Below are 12,016 nucleotides of genomic sequence, written 5' to 3' on the forward strand. Positions count from 1 at the left end.
ACGCTTCAATCGGATCTAACAAACCCGTCGCTGGCCCTGAGCAGATTGCGCGTATAATCCTTCGTCACGCGACGCTCGACAAGGTCATTGGCCGCCAGGTTCTCAACCGCCTCGCCGCTTTGCATCACCATCAGCCGCTCGCACATATGGGTGATGATGGCGAGGTCGTGGCTGACCATCAGGAAGGTCAGCTTGCGCCGCTTACGGATCTCTTCCAGAAGGTTGAGCACTTCGGCCTGCACCGAGGCGTCGAGCGCCGAAGTCGGCTCGTCGAGCAGCAGGATCGACGGTTCGAGGATCAGCGCACGGGCGATCGCCACACGCTGGCGCTGGCCGCCGGAGAGCTGGTGCGAATAGCGGAACCGAAAACCGTTTCCGAGGCCAACCTCGTCGAGCGCCCGCTGGATGCGCTTTTCGCCGTCGGCAAAACCATGGATGGCAAGCGGCTCCTGCAAAAGGCGGTCGACGGTCTGGCGTGGGTGCAGCGAGCCGTACGGGTCCTGGAAGACCATCTGCACTTCGCGGTAGAAGGCCTTGTCGCGGCGCGCGCCGAGCGTCTTGCCGTTGACGGCGATGCTGCCCGAAGCGACCGGCGCGAGGCCGGCGATGGCCCGCAACAGCGTCGATTTGCCGGAGCCGGATTCGCCGACCAGGCCAAAGGATTCACCCGGCTGCACGTCGAGGCTGACGCCCTTCAGCGCGCGAAAACGGTCGAAGATCACTTCCAGCCTGTCGACGGCAATCGCAGAAGTCATGCCGCCCACTCCGGCTTGCGGTCGAGCACCGGCAGCGGGTGACGGTCGGCGCCGATCTTGGGCATGCAGTTGAGCAGGCCACGCGTGTAGGGGTGCTGGGCACGGCCGAGTTCCGAGGCCTTGAGCTGCTCGACCACCTTGCCGGCATACATGACGATGACGCGGTCGCAGAAGGACGAGACCAGACGCAAATCGTGCGAGATGAAGATCAGCCCCATGCCGCGCTCGCTGACCAGCCGGTCGAGGATGCCGAGCACATCGAGCTGCACGGTGACATCGAGCGCTGAGGTCGGCTCGTCGGCAATCATCATTTCCGGCCCGGCGATCAGCATCATGGCGATCATGGCGCGCTGGCCCATGCCGCCGGACACTTCATGGGGATGCAGGTCGAAGACGCGAGAGGGATCGCGGATCTGCACCGCCTCCAGCATCGCCAACGCGCGGTCGCGCGCTTCGGCCTTGCCGACCTTTTCATGGGTGCGCAGCGTCTCGACGATCTGGCGGCCGATGCTCATCACCGGGTCGAGCGAATATTTCGGATCCTGAAGGATCATGGCGATGCGTTTGCCGCGCAGCGCCCGGCGTTCGCGTGGCGATGCCGCCAGCAGGTCGATACCGTCGAAGGCGAGCTTGTTGGCCGATATCCGCGCTTGCGGCGGCGTCAGGCCCATGATGGCGCGGCCGGTTTGCGACTTGCCCGAGCCGGATTCGCCGACGATGCCGAGCCGTTCGCGGCCAAGCGAGAAGGAGACGCCGCGCACCGCCTCGATCAGCCCGGTGCGGGTCGGGAAGGTCACGCGTAGATCCTCGACGTCGAGAAGCGTCTTTGTCTCCCCGCTCATTGGTCGCCGCTCCGCGGATCGAGCGCGTCGCGCAGGCCGTCGCCGAGCAGGTTGAAGCCGAGGCTGACGATGAGGATGGCGAAGCCCGGCGCACCGGCCACCCACCACTGATCGAGCACGAAGCGGCGACCCGAAGCGATCATGGTGCCCCATTCGGGCAGCGGAGGCTGCGCGCCGAGGCCGAGGAAACCGAGCCCGGCGGCGGTCAGGATGATGCCTGCCATGTCGAGCGTCACCCGGATGATCAGCGAGGAGATGCACAGCGGCATGATGTGGCGCAGCACGATGCGGAAGGGCGAGGCGCCCATCAGTTGCACCGCCTTGATGTAATCGGAATTGCGCACCGTCAGCGTCTCTGCCCGCGCGATGCGGGCGTAAGGCGGCCATGAGGTGATGGCGATGGCCAGCACCGCATTCTCGATGCCAGGCCCGAGTGCGGCGACGAAGGCCAACGCCAGGATCAGCTTGGGGAAGGCGAGGAAGATATCGGTGATGCGCATCAGGACCGCATCGGTCCAGCCGCCGGCATAGCCTGCGACGGTGCCGACCAGAAGGCCGATGGGTGCGGCGATGATGGCAACCAGGATGACCACGTAGAGCGTCCAGCGCGAGCCGTAGAGGATGCGCGAAAGGATGTCGCGGCCGAGATCGTCGGTGCCGAACCAGTGCTCGGCGCTCGGCGCCAGCAGACGTGCGTTCTTCAGGTCGCCGAATGTCGGCGAATAGGGCGCCAGCACGCCGGCAAGGGCAGCAACGACCAGCAGGGCTATGATGATGAGCAGGCCGAGAAACGCGAGCCGGTTGGCGGAAAAGCGCCGCCACGCCACATAGGCGCGGCCGAGCCTTGCCTGCATGCGCGAGGCCGGCCGCTCGCTGAGCAGCCAATCCCGACGAGAGAGAGGGCGGGCGTCGGAGGCGCTCATGACGATGCCTCTTGGAGCTGTCGACCCCCACTCCGGTCTGCTTCGCAGACCACCTCTCCCCCGTTCGACGGGGGAGAGGAAAGGCGCCAAGCGTGCGACCGGCTTTTCCTCTCCCCCGGGCAGGGGGAGAGGTGGCCCGAAGGGCCGGAGTGGGGGTGATTGGCCGCAGCTGGGCCCGAAAGTAGGATACCTCTGCTCATCTTACCTTCGTCCTCGGATCGAGCACGCGGTAGAGCAGGTCGGAGAGAAGGTTGATGGCGATGAAGACCGAACCGATGACGATGGTGCCGCCGAGCACGGCATTCATGTCGGCGTTCTGCAGCGAGTTGGTGATGTAGAGGCCGATGCCGGGCCACGAGAACACGGTCTCGGTCAACACCGAGCCTTCGAGCAGCCCGGCATAGGAGAGCGCGATCACCGTCACCATCGGCACCGCCGCATTGCGCAGCGCGTGGCCCCAGATGATGCGGGTTTCCGACAGGCCCTTGGCGCGCGCCGCGACGATGTATTCCTGCGTCAACTCGTTGAGCATGAACGAGCGCGTCATACGGCTGATATAGGCAAGCGAGAAATAACCGAGCAGCGAGGCCGGCAGGATGATGTGGCGGAAGGCATCATAAAAAACATCCCACTGCCCCTGCCACAGGGAATCCAGAAGGTAGAAGCCGGTGATCGGTGTGAAGGTGTATTCGTAGACGACGTCAAGCCGGGCCGGGAAAGCGACCCATTGCAGCTTGGCGTAGAACAGCACCAGTGCCAGCAGGCCGAGCCAGAAGATCGGCACGGAATAGCCGATCAGGCCGATGACGCGCACGATCTGGTCGATGAGACTGCCGCGCCTGACCGCGGCCAGAACGCCAAGCGGCACGCCGAACAGCGCACCGATCAGCGTCCCCAGCGTCGCCAGTTCCGTCGTTGCCGGCAGCGCGCGGCGAATGTCGGTCATGACCGGGTTGGTGGTCAGCACGGAGGTGCCGAAATTGCCGTTCAGGGCATTTTTCACGTAGATGTAGAACTGCTCGACCAGCGGCAGGTCGAGGCCCATCTCGCGACGTGTGCGCTCGACGACATTGGCCGGCGCCCGGTCGCCCAGCACCGCCAGCACCGGGTCGATCGGGATGACACGGCCGATGAAGAAGGTGACCGCGAGCAGACCAAGATAGGTCGTGATCGCGATGACCAGGAAACGGCCAAGCGATGATGCAATGGCGATGGCGCGCGCGCTGCCGCGCCCCGCCGCCACTTCTTTTTCAACCGCGCTCATGCGGCGTGTCCGCGAACACTATTCCTTGGACACCGGCCCGACGAAATTGCTGTCGAAGCTCGGGCCGAGCGCAAAACCCTTGAGGTTCTTGCGCAGGCCGGCGACTTCCAGCTGCTGGTGGATGACGACGAAGGGGCTGGTGTCGAGGATCTTCTTCTCAAGGTCCTTGTACATATCGGCGCGCTTGCCCGCATCCTTCTCGAGCAGCGCCGCTTCCGTCTGTTTGGTCAGATCCGGAATGTCCCAGGCGTTGCGCCAGGCCAGCGTCTTGGTCTTGGCTGCATCCGAATTGTCCGGGTTCGAGGCAAAGGTCTGGGCGTTGGAGTTCGGATCGAAATAATCCTGACCCCACTGGCCGATATAGATATCGTGATTGCGGGCGCGATACTTGGTCAGCGTCTGCTTGCCGTCGCCCGGAATGATCTCGAGCTTGATGCCGGCCTGGCCCAGCGTCTGCTGGATCGATTCCGCCATGCCGGTCGTCGGCTGGCCGGTGCGTACGTCCATGGTTACGCTGAAGCCGTCGGGCAGACCCGCCTTGGCCAGCAATTCCTTGGCCTTGGCGACGTCGAGCTTGAACGGATTCTCGTCGAGTTCACCGAGCACGCCCTTGGGCAGGAAGGTCTGGTGGATTTCGCCGATGCCCTTGAGGATGGTCGAGCTCAAGGCATCATAGTCGACCAGATATTTGAAGGCTTGGCGGACCTCCGGCTTGGCGAGGTTCGCGTTCTTCTGGTTGAGGCTGATGTAGTAGACCGTGCCCTTCGGCGCGCTGGTGGTGGTGAGGTCGGCGTTCTTGGCGATGGCGTCGAGATCGTTCGGCTCGAGATTGCGGGCAACGTCGATGTCGCCGGCTTCGAGCGCCAGGCGCTGGCCCGAGCTTTCCTTCATGTTGCGATAGATGACGCGGGCAAGCTTGGCCTTTTCGCCGTAGTAATTGTCGTTGCGCTCGAGAACGACAGCCTCGTTGGCGCGCCATTCGCGCAGCTTGAAGACGCCGGAGCCGGCATAACCGGTCTTCAGCCAGGCATTGCCGAAATCATTGTCCCATTTGTAGTCGGCGCTTGGCGTGACCGCAGCGATATGTTCCTTGACCACCTTGGCGTCGACCACCGAAGCGACCGTTGCCGACAGGCAGTTCAGCACGAAGCTCGGCGCATAGGCCTTGTCGACTGTGAACTGGAAGGTGCTGTCGTCGACCGCCTTGGCCTTTTCGGTGACGTTGTCGCCGCTGATGCCGAACTGGCCGATGATGAAGGCCGGGCTCTTGTCCAGCTTGATGACGCGCTCGAAAGTCCAGGCGACGTCGGCCGCGGTGATCGGATTGCCGGAGGCGAATTTGAGGCCGGGCTTGAGCTTGAAGGTGTAGGTCAGGCCGTCGTCGGAGACGGTCCAGCTTTCGGCGAGGTCGCCCTTGACCTTGGAGGTGTCGCTGAGGTCGAGACGGACCAGCAGGTCATAGGTGTTGCCGGTGACCTCGGCGGTCGACAGCTCGAACGCCTCGCCCGGATCCATGGAGATGATGTCGTCGATCGCGAAACCTTCGACCAGCGTGTCGGCGGGCGTGACCGCGCCAGCTGGTGCGCCTGCCAGAAGCAGCGCGGACATGGCTGCACCCGCGAGCAAGATGCGGGAGCGTAGAGCAAACTTTTCCATCATCATCGTGATTGTTCCCTGTTTTGTTGATCCCTGAGTTCCCGGCTCAGGATTGCAGTATTCTTTTCGAGGCCACAACGGCCCTCTGCCCACTTACCGTCGTGGTTTTTGTCCAGTTGGTCAACACCATATCCGGCGACCTGCAAGCCGGCAACGAGCATTTGCAAGACGGCGTATTGGACCAGAATGGCCAATAGCGAGTCGACGCATACGCCGGCTAATCGATGCCGCCAATCGGGAAAAATCTTCTAGAGCCTGTCCGTCCCGATAGAATCGGGACGGGGGCTCTATCTTTTTGTTTGAGCATGATCTTTGCCCGAAAACCGGTCCCCACTTTTCGGGATCATGCTTATCGCGGAACTACTTCAGCACCGAGACCAGGTCGGCGTCAGGGAAGCAGGTGGCAGCGCGGCCGTTTTTGGCTTGCCACTTTCCGATGGAGCGGCGGGTCTTGAAGCCGGGCAGTCCGTCGGCGCTGCCGACATCATAGCCCTTGGCTTCCAGCGCGCGTTGCAGGGCGGCGATGTCCGAGCGGTGGAGCCCGCCGACCGCGCCCCAGCTGCCGGCAAAATTCTGATCGCCATGGGCGATGCGATCGGCGCCATGGCCGATGAACAGCGCGTAGAGGTCGCTGGTGTTGTATTCCTTCAGCACGTAGAAATTGGGCGTGGCGATAAAGGCCGGGCCGCTGCGCCCGGCCGGCATCAGCAGAAATCCCTCGACCTTCAGCTCACTGGCCGGAAACGGTTTTCCGCCAACGCGCTTGATGCCCATTGCCGCCCACGCGGAGATGTTCTTGCCCTGGTCCGGACCTTCCAGCGAACACGAGACCGTTTCCGGCACGGTCACCTCGAAACCCCAGCCACGGCCCTTCACCCAACCATAATGGACGAGACAGTTGGCGATCGAGGCCAGCACGTCCGGCGTCGAGTTCCAGATGTCGACACGGCCGTCGCCGTCGAAATCGACGGCATGTTTCAGGAACGAGGTCGGCATGAATTGCGGCTGGCCGAGCGCGCCGGCCCAGGACGATTTCATCGCGCCGACCGGGGCCAGCCCGCGCTCGACGATTTCGAGTGCGGCAAGCAGTTCGGTGCGGAAGAAATCCTTCTTGGTCGACATGAACGCCTTGGTGCCCAGCACCTCGAAGGCGTCATAAGGCATCTTCGCCGCGCCGAAGCCGGTCTCGCGGCCCCAGATCGCCAGCAGCACTTCGCCCGGCACACCATAGCGCTTTTCGATGGCCGCAAGTGTCCTGGCATTGGTGGCTTCACGCGCGCGTCCGCCTGATGTCACCGCGCCAACCGTCTTCTCGGCGAAATAGGCGCCGGGCGAGCCGAATTCGGCCTGGTGCTGTTTCTGCGGCGTGGTCGCCTTATCGCCCGGCTTGACCAGGTCGGGCAGCTTCAGGTTGGGCTTGATGCCATCGAAGGCGGCATCGAAGTTTTTTTTGGAAATGCCTTTCGCCTTGGCTTGCGGCCAGAGGTCGCTCTGCAGCCAGGCGCGGAACTGGTCGTCGATCTTTGCGGCGGAGGCGGGGGTGGAAAAGAGGACCGCGAGAAGAACTGCAAAAAAGGAAAACAGAGCCAATCTGAGAGGCTTGCGATCCTTCACACCCCCCTCTGTCCTGCCGGACATCTCCCCCGCAAGGGGGGAGATTGGCCGCTTCATCGGCGGCGCTCTTCCTGCAACGTCGGCGATTGGCGAAAGCAAAGATGACATCCGATCTCCCCCNNGCAGGACAGAGGGGGGTGTTTGGCACCAGCCTCGAGGGATGCGCAACAATCATGATCCGCACCCTCTCCCGTAACTTTGTCAAAACGCCGTCCGCGAGCGCAGCGCGGCGGCCAGCGTGCCTTCGTCGAGATAGTCGAGTTCGCCGCCGACGGGCACGCCGTGCGCAAGCCGTGTCACCTTGATGTCGAAGCCGGACAGCTGGTCGGTGAGGTAATGCGCGGTCGTCTGGCCCTCCACCGTCGCGTTGACCGCAAGGATGATCTCCTTGACCTCGCCACCGGCGACACGGTCGACCAGCGAGCGCATGTTGAGCTGGTCGGGGCCGATGCCGTCGAGCGGCGACAGCGTGCCGCCGAGCACGTGGTAGCGCACATTCATCGCCGCCGCGCGCTCCAGCGCCCACAGGTCGGCTACGTCCTCGACAACGATGATGGTGCCGGCATCACGGCGCGGATCGGTGCAGATCATGCAAGGGTCTGATGTATCGACATTGCCGCAGGTCGAGCAGATGCGCACCTTGTCGGCCGCCTCGGCCATGGCGGCGGCCAGTGGCGACAGCAGCTGTTCCTTCTTCTTGATCAGATGAAGGGCGGCACGCCTGGCCGAACGGGGCCCCAGCCCCGGCACCTTGGCCAGGAGCTGGATCAGGCGTTCGATCTCGGGACCGGCGATTCGCTTGGACATCGCTCTGATCTAGGATTTTTCAGAGCGCTTTGGAACATCCCGCATCCGCATGACCCGCCATATTGGCTTAGTGGACCATTGGGCAGACCATGGAGCGCAGATCAGTTGGCTTCGAGCGGCCGGCCCTGGCTGACAATCATCGCGCCGATGGCGTCGGTGTTCTCAGGTGTCGACTGGAATCCCATCGACGCCTCTTGCGGCGCGTCCTCGACCGAGGAGATGACCCTTGTCCTTGTGTTCAAGGTTCCGCCAAAACGGGCGGCATCCGGTTCCTCCATCGGCTCTTGCATCGCCACCACCATCGGCTCCGCCGAGACACGCGCGGATTTCGCGGTCGGCGCCGCGGCTGCGGTCACATAGGTCTGTTGGGCAGGAGCGGATCGAACGGTTGTAGTCCTGGCCGGACGCACCGGCTCGGCGGACGCGACCAGCGTCACCGGTGCGGCTGGCTTCTCCGGTGCCGCCGAGGCAATGGCGACCTGCGGCTCATCCGGCAGCGGCTGCCAGTTGCGGCCGCGCTTCTCATAGAAGGCATTGCCGCCGGCAACCATGGTGTAGTGCATGTTCTTGTAGGGGAAGCGCAGCCCGGCGGTGTGGAAATACATGGTGTTCTTGAGCTTGGCCTTGCGCTCGCCCTTGAGCACGGCGTCGGCTGCTTCCTCGACATCGGGCATTGCGCGTGAATTCATCGGCCTAGTCATGACGCCGGGCGCGAACTGCCCGGGTTCGCCCACCACCTGGCAGATGGTGCTGCCGTGGTTACCGGAGCGCAGCCGGTTCATCACCACCGTGCCGACCGCGATCATGCCGTCGCGGCTTGAGCGGTTGGACTCGAAGAACATCGCCCTTTCCAGGCATTCCTTGTCCTTCGGCGTATGGCTGTAGGCCCGGGAGCTCAGGAAACTCGGCGTGATGGCGTCGGTCAGGCTGGCAACGGACATGCCGTGCGAAGTGGTCTGGCTGCAGGCAGCCAAAAACAGGGGTGAAATGACGGCGCCGAGCAACAGCGGCGTCTTCCATCGCGTGGAAATCAACAGGTAACCCTCTCACTTCGTGCCCGCCCCCAGGCTGCGGCAAGAATGAGACACTTTCGGGCAAAATGATGGCCAAAACGTTATTAATAACGCACTGTTGCCAAATTGGCACAATTTCGTGGCTTTCCAGATAGATCGAGCCATCGTTTCACAAAAGCGATGACCGCTCTCTCTTTGTTTCGCCGCAATTGCCCAGGGAAAGCGCTGCGCGCTTTTCCTGGGAAAACCGCGTCACGTTTTTCCTGGAACCGGTCTACCGCCCGGCCGCGATCGCGGCCGGCTGGCCAGGTTCAGCCTCTTCGATTTTCTCCGAAAACAGGCCGCGCCGGAGGAACAGCGTCCGCGCGTCCCTGGCCGTCGGCGCAATCTTTGCCGGCCAGTCGCTTTCGATGAACTCGGCCTTGGTGAAGTCCGGGTTTGTCTCGCTGGCCGCTTCCAGAAATTCGGCGATCTCCAGCACGATGGCGCGCTCGTCCTTCGAAAGCGCCGACGTGCTGGCTTCGATCGACGGGCGATGGACGAAATCCTCGAACAGATTGAAGTAACCCTTGATGCCGACGAGATCGACGCCGCCGTCGCAGTCAGCCAGGATTTCCAGGATTTCGTAGATCCTGTTGCGGATACGTTGCTCGATCAATCTTTCGGAGGGCTCTTCGGTCATGGGGCGCGCCGAATGCTAGAAGGGCAGCTTCATTCCCGGCGGGATCGGCAGACCGGCGGTCAGCGCCTTGGTTTTTTCCTGCATGATCTGCTCGACCTTGGTCTTGGCGTCGTTATGGGCGGCCAGCACGAGGTCTTCCAGGATTTCGACATCGTCCTCCTTGAACAAGGAGGGATCGATCTTCAGCGACTTCATCTCGAATTTTCCGGTCAGCGTCACGTTGACCAGGCCGCCGCCGGCCTGGCCGGACGCTTCCAGCGTGGCGATCTCGTCCTGCATGGCCTGGAACTTGGCCTGCATTTCCTTCGCCTTGCCCATCAGGCCGAGAAGATCTTTCATGGTCGGGTCCTTTTCGGATTCGTGGCTGGATCAGGTTTCGTCGTCGTCAGCCGGCGGCTCGACCGGCACTTCGGCCTCTGTCGTTTCGGCTTCCGGCGCGTCTGGAATGCGCACGTCGATGATCTTGGCACCGGGAAAGCGCGCCAGGATGGCGGCCACCGTCGGGTCGCTCTTGGCATCGAGGAAGGCGTTCTCGCGCTTTGCCGATTCCATTTCGGCAAGCGTCTGGCCGCCCTCTTCCTTCGACAGCGAGACCAGCCAGCTGCGGCCGGTCCAGGCGCGCAACTTCGTCGTCAGGTCGTTGAGCAGCATCTTGGGCGCGTCGCTGGTCAGGCCGACGTCGATACGGCCGGGCTCGATGCGCATAAGGCGGATATAGCTCTTGACCTGCACCTTGAAGGCGATGTCGCGCTGCGCATCGGCCAGGGCAATGATGTCGGCCAGCGATTTCAGCGGCGCCGATTGCGTCTCCACGACCGGTTCCGGCGGCGCGACGAAGGCAACGGGGGCGGGCGTGGTCTCCACAAGCCGCATGGTCTGTGCGCCGCCCGACCCGGCAGGCATGCGCGTCTGCGCCATCGCGCTGGCGCCGCCGCCATTGTCGGACCCTGCGGGCGCACCATTCGGACGCGGCGCGCCGCTTTGTACCGGCGCTGCGCCCTCAAGCGATCTCAACGCCTCGTCCAGCGTCGGCAGGTCGGCGGCGTGCGCCAGCCGGATCAGCACCATTTCGGCGGCACTCACCGGCCGGTTGGATGACTGCACCTCGGGAATGCCCTTGAGCAGCATCTGCCATGTCCGCGACAGCACCCTGACCGACAGCGTCCTGGCGAAATCCGCGCCGCGCTGCCGCTCGTCCTCGGAGAGCGATGCATCCTCGATGGCCGTCGGCACGAAACGCAGCCGGGTGACGAGATGGTTGAATTCGGCAAGATCGGTCAGCACGGCAGCCGGATCGGCGCCGGTGTCGTACTGCGCGCGGAATTCGCCAAGGGCTGCCGCCACATCGCCCTTCATCACATGTTCGAACAGGTCGACGATGCGGGCGCGGTCGGCGAGCCCCAGCATCGCCCGAACCGCATCGGCGCTGACCGAGCCGGCGCCATGCGCAATCGCCTGATCGAGGATGGAGAGCGAATCGCGGGCCGAGCCTTCGGCGGCGCGCGCGATCATCGCCAGCGCATCGTCGTCGACCGAAATGCCTTCCTTGGCCGAGATCGAAGCGAGATGCGCGACCAGCGCGCCGGCGTCGATGCGCCTCAAGTCAAAGCGCTGGCAGCGCGACAGGACGGTGATCGGAACCTTGCGGATTTCGGTGGTGGCGAAGATGAATTTGACGTGCGGCGGCGGCTCTTCCAGCGTCTTCAGCAGGCCGTTGAAGGCCTGCGTCGACAGCATGTGCACTTCGTCGATGATGTAGACCTTGTAGCGGGCCGAGACCGGCGCGTAGCGCACGCGCTCGATGATGTCCCTGATGTCGTCAATGCCGGTGTGCGAGGCGGCATCCATCTCGATGACGTCGACATGGCGGCCTTCCATGATCGCCTGGCAATGCTCGCCGAGCACGGCAAGGTCGACCGAAGGCTGGTCGACGGTGGCAGTTTTATAGTTCAGGGCCCGCGCGAGTATGCGCGCCGTCGTGGTCTTGCCGACGCCGCGCACGCCGGTCAGCATCCAGGCCTGGGCGATGCGGCCGGTGGCAAAGGCATTGGTGAGGGTGCGCACCGTCGGCTCCTGGCCGACCAGTTCGGAGAAGTTCGAAGGACGGTACTTGCGCGCCAGAACGCGATAGGCGGCGGCCTTGCCTATCTCCAGGCTTTTTGGTCCCGAATTTCCGGCTTCGCTCATTCGCCCGTAAAGCTCCAAATGGCCGCGCCCGAAGGCGGCCGATTCCTGCGCATAGTCTCGCCCGCGCTGCAATGCGTCGTCAATGTCGCGAGAGGGGCCGATGAGGTGGGAGGCTGGAACAATGACCCGTTCCGGGCTCGTTAGGGCTGCTTCCTTCCGGACCTGACCCGGTTGGCGAGTGGATCGTCCACCACCAACCTCCCGCTTTCCATATCGGCAATTGTGCGACGAAATGCAAGTGCGCCGGAGAAATCGTGTCGTAAGCAGATGAGT

11 protein-coding genes and 1 other RNA gene are annotated in these 12,016 nt (G+C 63.5%); all 12 read right to left on the reverse strand.

From position 1 onward, the window contains the following. Positions 1–5: 5 nt before the first annotated feature. A complete protein-coding gene (locus FCU66_RS19230; protein WP_136619824.1) occupies positions 6–755 on the reverse strand; it encodes an ABC transporter ATP-binding protein in 750 nt (249 codons plus the stop codon). Continuing rightward, positions 752–1,597: an ABC transporter ATP-binding protein gene (locus FCU66_RS19235; RefSeq protein WP_136619825.1), complete on the reverse strand. Its 846-nt coding sequence runs from the start codon at positions 1,595–1,597 to the stop codon at positions 752–754. Before FCU66_RS19235 ends, FCU66_RS19230 begins: the two co-directional genes overlap by 4 nt. After that, positions 1,594–2,520, reverse strand: a complete 927-nt coding sequence (gene nikC, locus FCU66_RS19240) for a nickel transporter permease (protein WP_136619826.1) — start codon at positions 2,518–2,520, stop codon at positions 1,594–1,596. The genes FCU66_RS19235 and nikC overlap by 4 nt, the downstream gene beginning before the upstream one ends. 196 nt (positions 2,521–2,716) lie before the next feature. After that, positions 2,717–3,784 carry an ABC transporter permease gene (locus tag FCU66_RS19245; RefSeq protein WP_136619827.1) on the reverse strand — a complete coding sequence of 356 codons (1,068 nt, stop codon included), beginning with the start codon at positions 3,782–3,784 and terminating at the stop codon, positions 2,717–2,719. A gap of 18 nt (positions 3,785–3,802) precedes the next feature. Beyond that, a complete protein-coding gene (locus FCU66_RS19250; RefSeq protein ID WP_136619828.1) occupies positions 3,803–5,446 on the reverse strand; it encodes an ABC transporter substrate-binding protein in 1,644 nt (547 codons plus the stop codon). A 354-nt stretch (positions 5,447–5,800) separates the two neighbouring features. Continuing rightward, positions 5,801–7,078: a lytic murein transglycosylase gene (locus tag FCU66_RS19255; protein ID WP_168992258.1), complete on the reverse strand. Its 1,278-nt coding sequence runs from the start codon at positions 7,076–7,078 to the stop codon at positions 5,801–5,803. 177 nt (positions 7,079–7,255) lie between these two features. Beyond that, complete coding sequence (gene recR, locus FCU66_RS19265; protein WP_136619829.1) at positions 7,256–7,861, reverse strand: recombination mediator RecR; 606 nt, start codon at positions 7,859–7,861, stop codon at positions 7,256–7,258. A 101-nt stretch (positions 7,862–7,962) separates the two neighbouring features. After that, positions 7,963–8,895 (reverse strand): cell wall hydrolase, encoded by a 933-nt coding sequence (locus FCU66_RS19270; RefSeq protein WP_136619830.1) that lies wholly within the window; start codon positions 8,893–8,895, stop codon positions 7,963–7,965. A gap of 253 nt (positions 8,896–9,148) precedes the next feature. Beyond that, a complete protein-coding gene (locus FCU66_RS19275) occupies positions 9,149–9,556 on the reverse strand; it encodes a hypothetical protein (protein ID WP_136619831.1) in 408 nt (135 codons plus the stop codon). Positions 9,557–9,571: 15 nt separating this feature from the next. Beyond that, positions 9,572–9,895 (reverse strand): YbaB/EbfC family nucleoid-associated protein, encoded by a 324-nt coding sequence (locus FCU66_RS19280; RefSeq protein ID WP_013527931.1) that lies wholly within the window; start codon positions 9,893–9,895, stop codon positions 9,572–9,574. 30 nt (positions 9,896–9,925) lie between these two features. Then, entirely contained in the window at positions 9,926–11,743 is a 1,818-nt protein-coding gene (locus tag FCU66_RS19285) for a DNA polymerase III subunit gamma/tau (RefSeq protein WP_136619832.1), read from the reverse strand. Between the two features lie 105 nt (positions 11,744–11,848). Beyond that, positions 11,849–11,945: signal recognition particle sRNA small type (gene ffs / locus FCU66_RS19290), an RNA gene on the reverse strand. Positions 11,946–12,016 lie beyond the last annotated feature (71 nt).

The organism is Mesorhizobium norvegicum (genome assembly GCF_004919685.1).
Lineage (GTDB): Bacteria > Pseudomonadota > Alphaproteobacteria > Rhizobiales > Rhizobiaceae > Mesorhizobium > Mesorhizobium norvegicum.

What these genes read in the sequence shown, in the direction of transcription:
- nikC (WP_136619826.1), bottom strand. Translation starts at nt 2,520, where the DNA reads ATGAGCGCCTCCGACGCCCGCCCTCTCTCTCGTCGGGATTGGCTGCTC.
- FCU66_RS19275 (WP_136619831.1), bottom strand. Translation starts at nt 9,556, where the DNA reads ATGACCGAAGAGCCCTCCGAAAGATTGATCGAGCAACGTATCCGCAAC.
- FCU66_RS19280 (WP_013527931.1), bottom strand. Translation starts at nt 9,895, where the DNA reads ATGAAAGATCTTCTCGGCCTGATGGGCAAGGCGAAGGAAATGCAGGCC.
- FCU66_RS19255 (WP_168992258.1), bottom strand. Translation starts at nt 7,078, where the DNA reads ATGTCCGGCAGGACAGAGGGGGGTGTGAAGGATCGCAAGCCTCTCAGA.
- FCU66_RS19250 (WP_136619828.1), bottom strand. Translation starts at nt 5,446, where the DNA reads ATGATGATGGAAAAGTTTGCTCTACGCTCCCGCATCTTGCTCGCGGGT.
- recR (WP_136619829.1), bottom strand. Translation starts at nt 7,861, where the DNA reads ATGTCCAAGCGAATCGCCGGTCCCGAGATCGAACGCCTGATCCAGCTC.
- FCU66_RS19235 (WP_136619825.1), bottom strand. Translation starts at nt 1,597, where the DNA reads ATGAGCGGGGAGACAAAGACGCTTCTCGACGTCGAGGATCTACGCGTG.
- FCU66_RS19230 (WP_136619824.1), bottom strand. Translation starts at nt 755, where the DNA reads ATGACTTCTGCGATTGCCGTCGACAGGCTGGAAGTGATCTTCGACCGT.
- FCU66_RS19285 (WP_136619832.1), bottom strand. Translation starts at nt 11,743, where the DNA reads ATGAGCGAAGCCGGAAATTCGGGACCAAAAAGCCTGGAGATAGGCAAG.
- FCU66_RS19245 (WP_136619827.1), bottom strand. Translation starts at nt 3,784, where the DNA reads ATGAGCGCGGTTGAAAAAGAAGTGGCGGCGGGGCGCGGCAGCGCGCGC.